This window comes from Pseudomonas sp. FP1762 (assembly GCF_030687105.1).
Taxonomy (GTDB): domain Bacteria; phylum Pseudomonadota; class Gammaproteobacteria; order Pseudomonadales; family Pseudomonadaceae; genus Aquipseudomonas; species Aquipseudomonas siliginis.
In genome coordinates, this window is record NZ_CP117458.1 from 13,303 (window position 1) to 28,293 (window position 14,991).

Annotated in this window: 15 protein-coding genes; 8 read left to right on the forward strand and 7 right to left on the reverse strand. The window is 61.8% G+C overall.

Going from position 1 to position 14,991, the window contains the following annotated elements:
• Positions 1-20: 20 nt before the first annotated feature.
• Both PSH90_RS00055 and PSH90_RS00060 read left to right on the forward strand, forming a co-directional pair.
• A complete protein-coding gene (locus PSH90_RS00055; RefSeq protein ID WP_056791133.1) occupies positions 21-578 on the forward strand; it encodes a DNA-3-methyladenine glycosylase I in 558 nt (185 codons plus the stop codon).
• Positions 579-619: 41 nt separating this feature from the next.
• A complete protein-coding gene (locus tag PSH90_RS00060) occupies positions 620-1,507 on the forward strand; it encodes a lysophospholipid acyltransferase (RefSeq protein WP_056791136.1) in 888 nt (295 codons plus the stop codon).
• Positions 1,508-1,564: 57 nt separating this feature from the next.
• On the opposite strand, the gene PSH90_RS00065 is transcribed toward PSH90_RS00060, so the two are convergent.
• The 5 genes from PSH90_RS00065 to def form a co-directional block, all read right to left on the reverse strand.
• The gene (locus PSH90_RS00065; RefSeq protein ID WP_041476513.1) at positions 1,565-1,879 is read right to left on the reverse strand and encodes a tetratricopeptide repeat protein; all 315 of its coding nucleotides are present in this window, start codon (positions 1,877-1,879) and stop codon (positions 1,565-1,567) included.
• A gap of 149 nt (positions 1,880-2,028) precedes the next feature.
• Positions 2,029-3,405 carry a Trk system potassium transporter TrkA gene (trkA, locus tag PSH90_RS00070; protein ID WP_041476512.1) on the reverse strand — a complete coding sequence of 459 codons (1,377 nt, stop codon included), beginning with the start codon at positions 3,403-3,405 and terminating at the stop codon, positions 2,029-2,031.
• A 21-nt stretch (positions 3,406-3,426) separates the two neighbouring features.
• Positions 3,427-4,737 carry a 16S rRNA (cytosine(967)-C(5))-methyltransferase RsmB gene (gene rsmB, locus PSH90_RS00075; protein ID WP_305381886.1) on the reverse strand — a complete coding sequence of 437 codons (1,311 nt, stop codon included), beginning with the start codon at positions 4,735-4,737 and terminating at the stop codon, positions 3,427-3,429.
• Entirely contained in the window at positions 4,734-5,693 is a 960-nt protein-coding gene (gene fmt, locus PSH90_RS00080; RefSeq protein WP_305381887.1) for a methionyl-tRNA formyltransferase, read from the reverse strand. The genes rsmB and fmt overlap by 4 nt, the downstream gene beginning before the upstream one ends.
• A 57-nt stretch (positions 5,694-5,750) precedes the next feature.
• On the reverse strand, positions 5,751-6,257 hold the full coding sequence (gene def, locus PSH90_RS00085) for a peptide deformylase (protein ID WP_095182315.1): 507 nt from the start codon (positions 6,255-6,257) through the stop codon (positions 5,751-5,753).
• 159 nt (positions 6,258-6,416) lie between these two features.
• On the opposite strand from def, the gene PSH90_RS00090 reads away from it, so the two are divergent.
• The 4 genes from PSH90_RS00090 to PSH90_RS00105 all read left to right on the forward strand — a co-directional run bounded on the left by PSH90_RS00090 (position 6,417) and on the right by PSH90_RS00105 (position 10,166).
• Positions 6,417-7,442, forward strand: coding sequence for a LysM peptidoglycan-binding domain-containing protein (locus PSH90_RS00090; protein ID WP_150743208.1), 1,026 nt, complete (start codon positions 6,417-6,419; stop codon positions 7,440-7,442).
• A gap of 84 nt (positions 7,443-7,526) precedes the next feature.
• Positions 7,527-8,624, forward strand: a complete 1,098-nt coding sequence (gene dprA, locus PSH90_RS00095) for a DNA-processing protein DprA (RefSeq protein WP_056791151.1) — start codon at positions 7,527-7,529, stop codon at positions 8,622-8,624.
• A gap of 55 nt (positions 8,625-8,679) precedes the next feature.
• Positions 8,680-9,237 (forward strand): L-threonylcarbamoyladenylate synthase, encoded by a 558-nt coding sequence (locus tag PSH90_RS00100; protein WP_039757175.1) that lies wholly within the window; start codon positions 8,680-8,682, stop codon positions 9,235-9,237.
• 260 nt (positions 9,238-9,497) lie between these two features.
• Positions 9,498-10,166 carry a hypothetical protein gene (locus tag PSH90_RS00105; RefSeq protein ID WP_305381888.1) on the forward strand — a complete coding sequence of 223 codons (669 nt, stop codon included), beginning with the start codon at positions 9,498-9,500 and terminating at the stop codon, positions 10,164-10,166.
• A gap of 179 nt (positions 10,167-10,345) precedes the next feature.
• Here PSH90_RS00105 and PSH90_RS00110 read toward each other — a convergent pair whose 3' ends face one another.
• Positions 10,346-11,323: a quinone oxidoreductase gene (locus tag PSH90_RS00110; protein WP_305381889.1), complete on the reverse strand. Its 978-nt coding sequence runs from the start codon at positions 11,321-11,323 to the stop codon at positions 10,346-10,348.
• A 150-nt stretch (positions 11,324-11,473) separates the two neighbouring features.
• On the opposite strand from PSH90_RS00110, the gene hemF reads away from it, so the two are divergent.
• Positions 11,474-12,388, forward strand: a complete 915-nt coding sequence (hemF, locus tag PSH90_RS00115; RefSeq protein ID WP_024014963.1) for an oxygen-dependent coproporphyrinogen oxidase — start codon at positions 11,474-11,476, stop codon at positions 12,386-12,388.
• A 9-nt stretch (positions 12,389-12,397) separates the two neighbouring features.
• Positions 12,398-13,219, forward strand: a complete 822-nt coding sequence (aroE, locus tag PSH90_RS00120; RefSeq protein ID WP_305381890.1) for a shikimate dehydrogenase — start codon at positions 12,398-12,400, stop codon at positions 13,217-13,219.
• Between the two features lie 77 nt (positions 13,220-13,296).
• Here the strand turns inward: aroE and PSH90_RS00125 are convergent, their stop codons facing one another.
• The gene (locus PSH90_RS00125; protein ID WP_305381892.1) at positions 13,297-14,865 is read right to left on the reverse strand and encodes a SulP family inorganic anion transporter; all 1,569 of its coding nucleotides are present in this window, start codon (positions 14,863-14,865) and stop codon (positions 13,297-13,299) included.
• Positions 14,866-14,991 lie beyond the last annotated feature (126 nt).

The following is a 14,991-nucleotide window of genomic DNA, read 5'->3' on the forward strand; positions in this document are numbered from 1 at the left end:
CGCACGCCCCCTGGAGCCTTATGCCACGCTGCTTTTGGTGTACCGAAGATCCGCTGTACATGGCTTATCACGATCAGGAGTGGGGCACGCCGCTGCGCGATGCGCAGGGTTTGTTCGAGTTGCTTTTGCTCGAAGGGTTCCAGGCCGGGTTGTCGTGGATCACTGTGCTGCGCAAACGCGAGCGTTACCGTCAGGTGCTGTTCGGCTTCGATGTGCAGCGCGTGGCGCAGATGAGTGACGCCGAAATCGACGAACTGATGCTCGACCCGGGCATCATCCGCAATCGCCTGAAACTCAACGCCGCCCGGCGCAATGCCCAGGCGTGGCTGGCGCTGGAGGATCCGGTGGCGTTGCTCTGGTCATTCGTGGGCGACCAACCGATCATCAATCATTTCAAGGATCGCAGCGAAGTCCCGGCGATCACCCCCGAAGCGCTGGCGATGAGCAAGGCGCTGAAAAAAGCCGGCTTCACCTTCGTCGGTCCGACCATTTGCTACGCGCTGATGCAGGCCTCGGGCATGGTCATGGACCACACCCAGGATTGCGACCGCTACGCGCAGCTCGCCAACGCCGGTTAGAATGCCCGCCTCGCGCACAGCACAAAGATCAGGAGTGACCTGTGGAAAAGTTTAAAGGCGCCTTGCTGGTAGGCGCTCTGCGGCTGTTTGCCCTGCTGCCATGGCGGGCCGTGCAGGCCGTGGGTTCGGTGATCGGCTGGATCATGTGGAAAACCCCCAATCGTTCCCGCGACGTGGTGCGGATCAACCTGTCCAAGTGTTTTCCGCAGATGGATGCGGCCGAACGTGAGCGTCTGGTCGGACAGAGTCTGAAAGACATCGGCAAGTCGCTGACCGAAAGCGCCTGCGCGTGGATCTGGCCGGCGCAGCGCTCGATCGATCTGGTTCGCGAAGTCGAAGGCCTCGATGTGTTGAAAGACGCGCTCGCTTCGGGCAAAGGCGTGGTCGGCATCACCAGCCACCTCGGCAACTGGGAAGTGCTCAACCACTTCTATTGCAGCCAGTGCAAACCGATCATTTTCTATCGTCCGCCGAAGCTCAAGGCAGTGGATGAATTGCTGCGCAAACAGCGCGTGCAGCTGGGCAACAAGGTCGCGGCGTCGACCAAGGAAGGCATTCTCAGCGTCATCAAGGAAGTGCGCAAGGGTGGTGCCGTGGGCATTCCCGCCGACCCGGAACCGGCCGAATCCGCCGGGATTTTCGTGCCGTTTTTCGCCACCCAGGCACTGACCAGCAAATTCGTGCCGAACATGTTGGCCGGCGGCAAAGCGGTCGGTGTGTTCCTGCACGCCCTGCGCCTGCCTGACGGCTCGGGCTACAAAGTCATTCTCGAAGCCGCGCCCGAAGCGATGTACAGCACCGATACCGCAGAGTCCTGCGCGGCGATGAGCAAGGTAGTGGAACGTTATGTTGCGGCGTATCCGAGCCAGTACATGTGGAGCATGAAACGCTTCAAGAAGCGTCCGCCGGGCGAGGCGCGCTGGTACTGAGCAACTTCGATGGGGTGACGGTTGATGCAGACGGGCTCGCCTTGCTCAATCGGTAGCTCAAGGCGCCTGCCGCTCAAGCTTTTTCAGGAATACCGTCATCTCCTTCTCGGCCTGTTTGTCACCGTGGGCGCGGGCCGCTTCCAAGCCTTGTTCCCAGGCCTGACGCGCAGCGGCGTGATCGCCTAGCGCCAGCTGCGCCTTGCCCAGCAGCTTCCACGCTGCCGAGTATTTCGGATCGAAAGCGACACAACGCTGAAAATGCTCGGCAGCCTTGGCGTTTTCACCCAGGTCCAGATAACCCTTGCCCAGACCGAAGCGCAACAGCGCGTTATCCACACCCTTGGCGAGCATTTTTTCCAGGGATTCGAGCATTGGCGGATTCCTTTCTATTGTTCGTCAGAGAACCTGCGAGTCTGTCAAACCGCTTTCGCGAGCAGGCTCGCTCCCACATTTGGAATGCATTCCACTGTGGGAGCGAGCCTGCTCGCGAAGGGGCCATCACGGGCAACGTTGTCTTCAGGTCAGAAAAAGCTCAACCCCACATGAAACAGCTTTTCCACATCGCGAATATGCTTTTTATCCACAAGGAACAGAATCACATGGTCACCCGCTTCGATCACCGTGTCGTCGTGGGCGATGATCACGTTCTCGTTGCGGATCACTGCGCCGATGGTGGTGCCCGGCGGCAGGCCGATCTTCTCGATCGGCTTGCCGATGACCTTGCTGGACTTCGCATCACCGTGGGCAATCGCCTCGATCGCTTCCGCCGCGCCGCGCCGTAGTGAGTGCACGCTGACGATATCGCCTCGGCGCACGTGGGCGAGCAAGGTGCCGATGGTCGCCAGTTGCGGGCTGATGGCGATATCAATGTCGCCGCCCTGGATCAGGTCGACGTAGGCCGGATTGTTGATGATCGTCATGACCTTCTTCGCCCCCAGCCGTTTGGCCAGCAGCGACGACATGATGTTGGCTTCATCGTCGTTGGTCAGGGCGAGGAAGATATCGGCGTCGGCGATGTTCTCTTCCAGCAGCAGATCGCGATCCGACGCACTGCCCTGCAAGACCACGGTGCTGTCGAGGGTATCGGAGAGGTAGCGGCAGCGCGCCGGGCTCATCTCGATGATCTTCACCTGATAACGGCTTTCGATCGCCTCGGCCAGGCGCTCGCCGATCTGCCCGCCCCCGGCGATAACGATGCGTTTGTAGGTTTCGTCGAGGCGACGCATTTCGCTCATCACTGCGCGAATGTCCTCACGGGCAGCGATGAAGAACACCTCGTCATCGGCCTCGATCACTGTGTCGCCCTGCGGCAAAATCGGCCGGTCACGGCGGAAGATCGCCGCTACGCGGGTTTCGACGTTCGGCATGTGCTCACGCAACTGGCGCAGTTGCTGGCCCACCAGCGGCCCGCCGTAATAGGCGCGCACCGCCACCAGTTGCGCCGCGCCTTCGGCGAAGTCGATCACCTGCAAGGCGCCGGGATGCTGGATCAGGCGCTTGATGTAGTTGGTCACGACCTGCTCGGGGCTGATCAGCACGTCGACCGGAATCGCTTCGTTCTGGAACAGTTGTTCCTCGCGATTGAGGTATGACGCTTCGCGCACCCGGGCGATTTTGGTCGGCGTGTGGAACAGCGTGTGCGCGACCTGGCAGGCAACCATGTTGGTTTCGTCGCTGTTGGTCACCGCTACCAGCATGTCGGCGTCGTCGGCACCGGCCTGACGCAGCACCGAGGGCAGCGAGCCCCGGCCCTGCACGGTGCGGATATCGAGGCGGTCGCCGAGGTCGCGCAGGCGCTCGCCATCGGTGTCGACCACAGTGATGTCGTTGGCCTCGCTGGCCAGATGTTCGGCCAGCGAACCGCCGACCTGTCCCGCACCGAGGATGATGATTTTCATCCAGTCACTCCATGAATCCGTTTAGCCGCGCGCGGCGGCGATCTTGATCAGCTTGGCGTAGTAAAACCCGTCATGCCCGCCCTGCTGGGCCAGCAACTGGCGACCATGGGGCTGCTTGATGCCGGCCGCTGTGGCCAGATCCAGTTCACGGGCACCGGGGGTGCGCTCGAGGAACGCGGCGATGACTTCGGTGTTCTCGGTCGGCAGCGTCGAGCAGGTGGCGTAGAGCAGGATGCCGCCGACTTCGAGAGTTTTCCACATGGCGTCGAGCAGTTCGCCTTGCAGTTGCGCGAGGGCGACGATGTCGTCCGGCTGGCGGGTCAGCTTGATGTCCGGATGGCGGCGGATCACCCCGGTGGCCGAGCATGGCGCGTCGAGGAGGATGCGCTGGAACGGTTTGCCGTCCCACCATTTGTCGATATCGCGACCGTCGGCAGCGATCAGTTCAGCGTCGAGGCCGAGGCGCTCGAGGTTTTCCTTTACGCGCACCAGACGCTTGGCTTCCAGATCCACCGCTACCACGCCAGCGAGCGCTGGTTCGGCTTCGAGGATGTGGCAGGTCTTGCCGCCAGGGGCGCAGCAGGCGTCGAGTACGCGCTGGCCCGGGGCCAGATCGAGCAGGTCGGCGGCCAGTTGCGCGGCTTCATCCTGCACGCTGATCCAGCCTTCGGCGAAACCCGGCAGGCTGCGCACGTCGGCAGCAGCTTCGAGGACGATGCCGTCGCGGCTGTAAACGCACGGTGTCGCGGCGATCCCGGTTTCGCCCAGCAGCGCGAGATAAGCATCGCGGCCGTGATGACGACGGTTGACCCGCAGGATCATTGGCGGATGCGCGTTGTTCGCTGCGCAGATCGCTTCCCACTGCTCGGGCCAAAATGCCTTCAGGGATTTTTGCAGCCAGCGCGGGTGAGCTGTGCGCACCACCGGGTCGCGTTCCAGTTCGGCGAAGATCGTCTCGCTTTCGCGCTGGGCATTGCGCAGCACGGCGTTGAGCAGACCTTTGGCCCAGGGCTTTTTCAGCTTGTCTGCGCAGCCGACGGTTTCGCCGATCGCGGCATGGGCCGGTACGCGGGTGTAGAGCAGTTGATACAGACCGACCAGCAGCAACGCCTCGACATCGGCGTCGGCGGCTTTGAACGGCTTCTGCAGGAGTTTTTCCGCCAGTGCCGACAGGCGTGGCTGCCAGCGTGCAGTGCCGAAGGCCAGATCCTGAGTGAAACCGCGATCGCGATCCTCGACCTTGTCCAGTTGCGTCGGCAGGGAGCTGTTCAGCGAAGCCTTGCCGCTGAGTACGGCAGCGAGTGCCTTGGCGGCGGCCAGACGCGGGTTCATTGCGCATCCACCGCTGCGCCGAGGACGCTGCCGACGGCGAATTTCTCGCGGCGGCTGTTGAACAGGTCGCTGAAGTTCAGCGCCTTGCCGCCAGGCAATTGCAGGCGGGTCAGGCACAGCGCTTGTGCACCGCAGGCGACAATCAGGCCGTCCTTGCTGGCGCTGAGGATTTCACCTGGGGCGCCAGTGCCTTCGGCCACGGTCGCGGCCAGCACTTTCAACGCTTCGCCATTGAGTGTGCTGTGGGTGATCGGCCATGGATTGAAGGCGCGGACCAGACGTTCCAGCTCCACCGCCGGACGGCTCCAGTCGATGCGTGCTTCGTCTTTGTTCAGTTTGTGCGCGTAAGTGGCGAGTTCGTCGTTCTGCACCTCACCTTGCAGGGTGCCGGCAGCCAGACCGGCAATCGCCTGCACAACGGCGGGCGGCCCCATCTCGGCGAGGCGATCATGCAGGCGGCCGCCGGTATCTTCAGCGCTGATCGGCGTGACGACCTTGAGCAGCATCGGCCCGGTATCCAGCCCGGCTTCCATGCGCATCACGGTCACACCGCTTTCGGCATCGCCGTGTTCGACCGCGCGCTGGATCGGCGCCGCACCACGCCAGCGTGGCAGCAACGATGCATGACTGTTGATGCAACCCAGACGCGGAATATCCAGCACCGCTTGCGGCAGGATCAAACCGTAGGCGACCACCACCATCAGATCCGGCTTCAGCGCGGCCAGCTCCGCCTGGGCCTCGGCATTGCGCAACGTCGGCGGCTGCAACACCTGGATATTATTTTCCAGGGCGAGTTGTTTGACCGGGCTTGGCATCAGTTTTTGCCCACGTCCGGCCGGGCGATCCGGCTGGGTGTAGACCGCAACGATCTCGTACGGGCTGCTCAGCAGGGCCTTGAGGTGTTCAGCGGCGAATTCCGGGGTACCGGCAAAAACAATGCGCAGTGGCTCAGTCATGAAAGGCGTCTCATAAAAAGAAAAAGGCTTGCCGCAGCAAGCCTTTGAAGAGGGGCATCAAGCGTTCTGGCGGTGCAGCTTTTCCAGCTTCTTCTTGATCCGGTCGCGTTTGAGCGTGGACAGGTAATCGACGAACAATTTGCCGTTGAGGTGGTCGCATTCGTGCTGGATGCACACCGCGAGCAGGCCTTCGGCGATCAGCTCATAGGGCTTGCCGTCGCGGTCCAGCGCCTTGATTTTGACCTTCTGCGGGCGGTCGACGTTTTCGTAGAAACCCGGTACCGAGAGGCAGCCTTCCTGGTACTGGTCCATCTCGTCGGTCAGCGATTCGAACTCGGGGTTGATGAACACCCGTGGCTCGGTGCGGTCTTCGGACAGGTCCATCACGACGATACGTTTGTGCACGTTGACCTGGGTCGCGGCGAGGCCGATGCCCGGCGCTTCATACATTGTTTCAAACATGTCGTCGACCAACTGACGCACTTCGTCGTCCACTACAGCCACTGGTTTGGCGATAGTGCGCAGACGCGGGTCCGGAAATTCGAGGATGTTTAAAATGGCCATAGGCTTCGATTGCTGCACACGTTGAGTAAAGTCGGGTCGATGGCCTGGCGGGTCCGAAGATGCAGGCTACCGTTGTGAAGCGTAGCTTCTGAAAAACAGAAGCGAGCCACGGGGGCTCTGACGATTCACGCGAATGCACATGATAAAGGGATTCACTGCATGAGGAAAACACTACTCGCCCTGCTGCTTCTGGCTTCGGCCGGCGCCGCGCAAGGGCAAGTGCAACTCAGGGATGGTTTTCCACAGCAATACACGGTGGTTTCCGGGGACACGCTCTGGGACATTTCCGGCAAATACCTGCGCGAGCCGTGGCAGTGGCCACAACTGTGGCGGGCCAACCCGCAGATCGAAAACCCCAACCTGATCTATCCCGGCGACACGCTGACACTCAGCTACGTCAACGGCCAACCGCAGTTGACCGTCCAGCGTGGCGAGTCGCGCGGCACCATCAAGCTCTCGCCACGGATTCGCACCAGCCCGGTGGCCGAGGCGATTCCGAGCATTCCGCTGAAATCGATCAACAGTTTTCTGCTGAGCAATCGCATCGTCGACAAGGCCGAAGACTTCGACAAGGCGCCGTACATCGTCGCCGGCGATGCCGAACGGGTGCTCAGCGGTACCGGTGACCGCATCTTCGCCCGTGGCCATTTCGATCCGGAGCAACCGGTGTACGGCATCTTCCGCCAGGGCAAGGTCTACACTGACCCGCAGACCAAGGAATTCCTCGGCATCAACGCCGACGATATCGGCGGCGGCGAGGTTGTTGCCACCGAAGGCGACGTCGCCACTCTCGCCTTGCAACGCACCACCCAGGAAGTGCGCCTCGGTGACCGCTTGTTCGGCGGTGAAGAACGTTCGATCAATTCAACGTTCATGCCCAGCGCGCCGAAGCGTTCCATCGACGGCCTGATCATCGACGTGCCACGCGGCGTCACGCAGATCGGTGTGATGGACGTGGTTACCCTGAACAAAGGCAAACGTGACGGTCTGGCCGAAGGCAATGTCCTGGCGGTGATGAAAACCGGCGAAACGGTGCGCGACCGGATTACCGGCCAACCGCTGAAAATTCCCGATGAACGAGCCGGCCTGCTGATGGTGTTCCGCACCTACGACAAACTCAGTTACGGCCTGGTCCTCAATGCTTCACGCTCGCTGGCGGTGCTCGACAAGGTGCGAAATCCGTAAGCTTGCTTAACAAGTTACCAACAGAGTTATCCACAGCTTGTTCCGAATGGTTCGGAGCATCGAACGATCAAGGATGATCCATTCATGTTGTCTGTCAGTACAGCCATTTCCCCGGCGGAACTGGAGGCGCGTCTGCGCCTGCACCGCATGCCGGATATCGGCCCCAAGCGTTTTGCCAAACTGCTCGAAGCCTTCGGCTCGGCGTCCAAAGCCCTCAGCGCGCCGGCCAGTGCCTGGCGCTCGCTGGGATTGCCGGCGGCGTGCGCCGAGGCACGGCGTTGTCCGACGGTGCGCGACGGCGCCAGCCACGCAATGCGCTGGCTAGAGCGCCCCGGTCAACATTTGCTGATGTGGGACCAGGCGGACTATCCAGCGTTGCTGGCGCAGATTCCTGACCCGCCGCCACTGTTATTCGTCGCCGGCGATCCGTCGATTCTGGAGAAGCCGCAGCTGGCGATGGTCGGCAGCCGCCGCGCTTCGCGCCCGGGCATGGACACGGCGGCGGCGTTTTCTCGCAGTCTGGCCGGGGCCGGTTTTGTCATCACCAGTGGTCTGGCGCTGGGCATCGATGCCGCTGCCCATCAGGCTGCTCTGGACGTTGGCGGCTTGACCGTGGGGGTGCTTGGCACCGGCCTGGAAAATTTTTATCCACAGCGCAATAAACGCCTGGCTGAGGCGATGATTGCGTCGGGCAGCGCGGTGCTCTCGGAGTTTCCGCTGGACGCCGGGCCAACCGCGAGCAACTTCCCCCGGCGCAATCGCATCATCAGCGGGTTATCCCTTGGCGTGCTGGTGGTCGAGGCCAGTGTTGCCAGCGGTTCGTTGATTACCGCGCGGCTGGCGGCAGAGCAAGGGCGCGAGGTTTATGCCATTCCAGGCTCTATCCATCACCCCGGCGCGCGCGGTTGTCACCAGTTGATTCGCGACGGGGCGGTGTTGGTGGAGACTATCGAACATATCCTCGAAGCGCTGCGCGGCTGGCAGCAACCGTTGTTATCCACAGCGCCGCCGCAGGCCGATCACCCGTTGCTGGCGCTGCTTCACGCCGCGCCGCACACCAGCGAGGCGTTGGCCGCGAGCTGTGGCTGGGCGTTGCCGAAAGTGCTGGCAACGTTGACCGAGCTGGAAATCGAAGGCCGTGCGGTATGCGAAAACGGTCGCTGGCTGGCGCGGTCGAGCTAGGTTTTACGATGAAGATCGGTAAACTGCGCGAAACCTGTTTGTGGAGAGTTTTTTCATGGTCAACAGTTGGCGTGTGCAACAAGCCGCGCGTGAAGTTCGCGCCGGCGCGGTGATTGCCTATCCAACCGAAGCCGTCTGGGGGCTGGGTTGCGACCCGTGGAACGAAGACGCAGTGGACCGCTTGCTGGCGATCAAGAATCGCTCGGTGAGCAAAGGGCTGATCCTGGTCGCCGACAATATCCGCCAGTTCGATTTCCTCTTCGAGGACTTCCCGCAGGACTGGATCGACCGCATGGCCAGCACCTGGCCTGGGCCGAACACCTGGCTGGTGCCGCACCAGAACCTGTTGCCGGAGTGGGTCACAGGCGTGCATGACACCGTAGCGCTGCGAGTCAGCGATCACCCGCAGGTGCGCGACTTGTGCTCGCTGGTCGGGCCGCTGATCTCGACATCAGCCAATCCACAGGGGCGACCGCCGGCGCGCACGCGTTTGCGCATCGAGCAGTATTTCCGTGGGCAGGTCGATCTGGTGCTCGGCGGCAGCCTTGGCGGGCGCAAGAACCCCAGTGTGATCCGCGACCTGGCCACCGGTAACGTCGTTCGTCCTGACTGACGCCATTCTTTTTATTTTTTGCGGACTCCTCGGCGCTATGACGAGGAGTTCTGCGCATGCCCGCAGTTTATTCCTGCATTCGTTCAAAACTTATCCGTTGCCATTGTTCTTGCATGCGTCAGACGAATCTTTGAGTCTGAAATATCTGTAAGTTTTCCCACGTGATTATCAGAGCGCGTGCAGTGGCGAGATTTCCAAAAGCATCCATTCTTTCAATGTGCTTGAAGCAACTTCGAAATATTAATGGCTGCGGAGAAGTAATGGATATTACGGATTTACACCTCAAGGATTATCTGCAGGGCTTTCAGGAGACACTCAAGAATCAACAGGCCGACTATCGTGTGGCCATTCTTGAGGCAGGATCGGATGCCGGGGAATTTGAACGCTTCATCAATCGACAGTTTCGCCTGCGATTGCAGCATTACATGCTCACCTCCAGAGCCCGGGCGCTGGAAACCCGCTTGGCGATCACGTCGCGCAGTACGCACTTCCTGCTCTACCAGCGAGATCAACTCATTGCAGTGCTGCGGGCAACCCCGGCGCCGTTCGAATGGGCCTCACTGGCGCAGCATCATGTGTCTCCCACTGTGGCATTGGCGCGGCATGTCGAATTCAGTCGCTTGATTACCCATTCCCAGCAGCACCGGCCGGTGTCGATCAATGGCCTGCTCGCCACCGCCGCCGAATGGGCGATCGATCGCGGATATCAGGGGGTGACGGCCTTGTGCAGATCGCCACAGCGGCAACTGTTTCAGCGCTTCGGCCTGACACCGATCGCTTCGCACGCCATGCACATCGAGCAGCGTGCCCGGGGCGATTATTGGCTGTTGTCCGCCGAATGGCGGCAAATCCTGATGGCCCTGGATCAGCCAGTGAACATGAACGTGCATCAGCCGGAGTATCGTGATGTTCACAACCGTCAGTATTGATCCGCCAATAATCGAAGAGTGGGCAGAGAAATGGCTTGTATACGAGTCGAAGAAGTTACGCAGGAAGTTTTCCGGTCGTAGGCCAGCGGCGAAGAAACTTCACCGGAAGATGTACTTGATATAGCTGAAAGATACTCGGCGAACTCATGGAAGAGTTCACCGAGTGTCAACTTGAAGCGTTATGGCAACAGAATCGTGGAACCGGTAGTGCGCCGTGCCGACAGTTCGGTTTGTGCTTTTGCCGCATCGGCCAATGCATGGCGCTGGCTGATGTCGACCTTCAGCTTGCCGCTGATGATCATCTCGAACAGCTCGTCGGCCATGCGCTGCAGGTTCTCGGCGTTGTTGGCGTAGGTCGCCAGCGTAGGCCGGGTGACGTACAACGAGCCCTTCGCGGCAAGAATGCCCAGGTTGACGCCGTCGACTGCGCCCGAAGCATTGCCGAAACTCACTACAAGGCCACGTGGTGCCACGCTGTCCAGGGACGTGAGCCAGGTGTCCTTGCCGACGCCGTCATACACCACCGGGACTTTCTTGCCGTCAGTCAGCGCCAGCACGCGCTCGGCAACGTTTTCATGGCTGTAGTCGATGGTGGCCCAGGCGCCGTTGGCCTTGGCCAGTTCGGCTTTCTCCTTCGAGCTGACGGTGCCGATCAGCTTCACGCCCAGCGCTTTGGCCCATTGGCAGGCCAGAGAGCCGACGCCACCGGCTGCGGCGTGGAACAGAATGGTTTCGCCGCCCTGCAGTTGGTAGGTCTGGCGCAGCAGGTATTGCACGGTCAGACCCTTGAGCATGACCCCGGCGGCAGTTTCGAAACTGATTTCATCGGGCAGATGCACCAGATTGTCCTGCGGCAGAACATGCAGCTGGCTATAGGCGCCGAGCGGGCCGCTGCCGTATGCCACGCGATCGCCGACCTTGAAACGGGTGACTTCGCTGCCCACCGCATCGACCGTGCCGGCGCCTTCCGAACCCAGGCCGGACGGCAACGCGGGCGGTGCATAGAGGCCGCTGCGGTAATAGGTGTCGATGAAGTTCAGGCCGATCGCCTGGTTGGCCACGCGCACCTGATTCGGCCCGGGCGCAGCGGGTTCGTAGTCAACATGTTCGAGCACTTCGGGACCGCCGTGGGCGCGGAACTGGATACGCTTTGCCATCTGCCTGCTCTCCTTGGGTCGTTGCTAAGCCCTCTATCCAACTCCCCTGCTTGATCTTCGTCAACTGCGGCGCGCCGGTCTGCGATGGTATGCTACGCGCCCATTTGCGCCGCCCGCCTGCCGGGGCGCCGCCCGATTCAAGGTGAAGCCATGACGACCCGCACCGACGCCGTAAAGGCCTATCTGCTCGATCTGCAAGACCGCATCTGCGCTGCACTGGAAACCGAAGACGGCGGCAAATGCTTCGTCGAAGACGCCTGGACCCGGCCGGCGGGCGGTGGCGGGCGCACCCGCGTGCTGGAAAACGGTACGCTGATCGAAAAGGGCGGCGTCAATTTTTCCCACGTATTCGGCAGCGGCCTGCCGCCCTCGGCCAGCGCCCATCGGCCGGAACTGGCCGGGCGTGGTTTCGAGGCGCTCGGCGTGTCGCTGGTGATCCACCCGCACAATCCGCATGTGCCGACCTCCCACGCCAACGTGCGTTTTTTCATTGCTGAAAAAGAAGGCGAAGAACCGGTCTGGTGGTTTGGCGGCGGTTTCGACCTGACCCCGTATTACGGCGTTGAGGAAGATTGCATTCATTGGCACCGCGTCGCCGAGCAAGCCTGTGCGCCGTTCGGTGCGGACGTCTATCCGCGTTACAAGGCCTGGTGCGACACCTATTTCCATATCAAGCATCGTCATGAGCCACGTGGCATTGGCGGTCTGTTCTTCGACGATCTGAACGAGTGGGATTTCGACACCAGTTTCGCCTTCATGCGCGCCATCGGCGATGCCTATATCGAGGCCTACCTGCCGATCGTGCAACGGCGCAAGAACGACGCCTTCACTGCCCAGCAGCGCGAATTCCAGGAATTCCGCCGAGGCCGCTACGTCGAATTCAACCTGGTTTACGACCGTGGCACGCTGTTCGGTCTGCAATCGGGTGGCCGCACTGAATCGATTCTGATGTCGCTGCCACCGCAAGTGCGCTGGGGCTATGACTGGAAGGCCGAGCCGGGCAGCGCAGAAGCGCGCCTGACCGATTACTTCCTGCAGGATCGCGACTGGCTGGCCGAGGCCTGAGGACGGGTGATGGATCGTTACGTCGTTTTCGGTAATCCGATCGGCCACAGCAAGTCGCCGATGATTCACCAGTTGTTCGCCGAACAGACCGGCCAGCGCCTCGACTACAGCACGCTGCTGGCGCCGCTGGATGATTTTGTCGGCTGCGCCAAGGCGTTCTTTCGCGAAGGGCGCGGCGCCAATGTGACGGTGCCGTTCAAGGAAGACGCCTACCGTCTGGCCAACAGCCTGACCGCCCGCGCGCAGCGCGCCGGTGCGGTGAACACCTTGAGCAAACTGGACGATGGCTCACTGCTCGGCGACAACACCGATGGCGCCGGCCTGGTCCGCGATCTGACGGTGAATGCCGGGTTCAGCCTGACCGGTAAGCGCATCCTTTTGCTCGGCGCTGGCGGCGCGGTGCGCGGTGCGCTGGAGCCATTGCTGGCGGAGAAGCCGGCCTCGGTGATCATCGCCAATCGCACCGTGGACAAGGCTGAACTGCTGGCCGAGTTGTTCTGCGACCTCGGGCCGGTGTCGGCCAGTGGTTTCGACTGGCTGCGCGAACCGGTGGACGTGATCATCAACGCCACCTCCGCCAGCCTGACCGGTGACGTGCCGCCGATTGCGCCAAGCCTGATCGAGCCAGGCCAGACGCTGTGCTACGACATGATGTACGGCAAGGAACCGACCGCGTTCTGCCGCTGGGCCACTGAGCACGGCGCGGCGCGGGCGATGGATGGTCTGGGCATGCTCGCCGAACAGGCAGCCGAGGCGTTCTGGCTGTGGCGTGGCGTACGCCCGGATACCGCGCCGGTACTCGCCGAGCTGCGCCGCCAACTGGCCCTTTAAGCTTTGCTCCCACATTGAAATACGATCAATGTGGGAGCGAGCCTGCTCGCGAATCGCATCACCACCGCGATATCAGATCAATCCTCAAACCTGATTGGGCACTTCTCCGCCCCCTCCAGCTTCCTCAACTCCTCCACCACCGGCGACCGCGCCCGGCGCAAGGTCAGGCTGCGACCCTGGCCCAGCAGGCGTCGCGCTTCCTGATGCAGCATCTCCACCCCCGAATAATCGATGAAGTTGATCTGCTGCGCCTCGATCACCACCCGTGCGCCATGCAGGCGTTGCAGGCGCACTTGCAGGTAATGGCTGGCGCCGAAGAAGATCGAACCACCCACGCGCAACACATCGTCGTCACCGTCGCGCCAATGCTGTACCCGTGGTTGTGAGGTGCGCTTGAGGTAGAAAAACAGCGACGCCAGCACCCCGGCGTAAATCGCCGTCTGCAATTCCAGCAGCAAGGTCGCGAGACAGGTCAGGGCCATCACCACGAACTCGGCGCGGCTGACCCGCAGCAAGGCGCGAATGCCCCGGTGGTCGACCAGACCCCAGGCAATCAACAGGATGCTGCCGGCCATGGCCGGGATCGGGATGTGCGCGATCAGCCCTGCGCCGAACACCGCGAACAGCGCCACCCAGAGCGCCGAAAACACCCCGGCCAGCGGCGAGCAGGCACCCGCCTGGTAACTCAATCCCGAGCGGGTAAACGATCCGGCGGACAGCGACCCGGAAAAGAACGCGCCGACGATGTTCGACAAACCCTGTGCGCGGACTTCCTGATTGGCGTCGAGCAACTGTTGCGAGCGCGCCGAAATCGAGCGGGCAATCGACAGGCTGGTGACCAGCCCGAGCATGCCCACTGCCACCGCGCTTGGCAGCAGGCGCAGGATAACCTCCAGATCCAGCGGCAGCGTACTGAACGGCGGCAAGCGTCCGACGAAAGCGCTGACCAGATGCACATGGCCGAACATCGCTGGCCAGATCCACACCAGCAGACTGGCCAGCACCAGCGTGAGCAACAGCGTCGGCCAGCGCGGCAGAAGTTTTTTCAGGGCCACGCCGACGATTACCGTGGCGACGCCGAGCATCAGCGAGGGCTTATCCACAGCCCCCAGATGCCGCAACAGGTCCATCAGGCTGGCGAGCGCTGTGGTGTTGGCCGGCAATTCCAGCCCGAGCAGATTGGGCAATTGCCCGATGGCGATCACCACGGCGGCGCCGAGGGTGAAGCCGAGTACCACCGAATGCGAAACGAAATTCACCAGTGCGCCAAAGCGCAGCAAGCCGAGCAACCATTGGAAAATCCCGGCAAGGAACGTCAGCAGCAGGATCAGAGTGATGTAGTCCTCGGAAGCCGGCACCGCGAGCGGGCTGACGCTGGCGTACAGGACAATCGAAATCGCCGCCGTCGGGCCGCAGATCAGATGCCATGACGACCCCCACAGGCAGGCGATCAACACCGGGATGATCGCCGCATACAGGCCGTATTCCGGTGGCAGCCCGGCAATCAGCGCGTAGGCAATCGACTGGGGTAAGGCGAGAATCGCACCGCTGAGGCCGACGATCAGGTCCCGTCCGATGCTGGCACGGGTTTGCCGCGGTAACCAGCTCAGGAAAGGAAAAAGTGAATGGCGGCTGGGGAAGGCCATGGGTCCTCGCGGTTGGGGTTTTGTTGAAGGTTATCAGGGTGTCAGGTGTAAAAGCCCCTCACCCTAGCCCTCTCCCTGAGGGAGAGGGGACTGACCGAGCTGTTTGTTGAAGATTCACCGACCTGC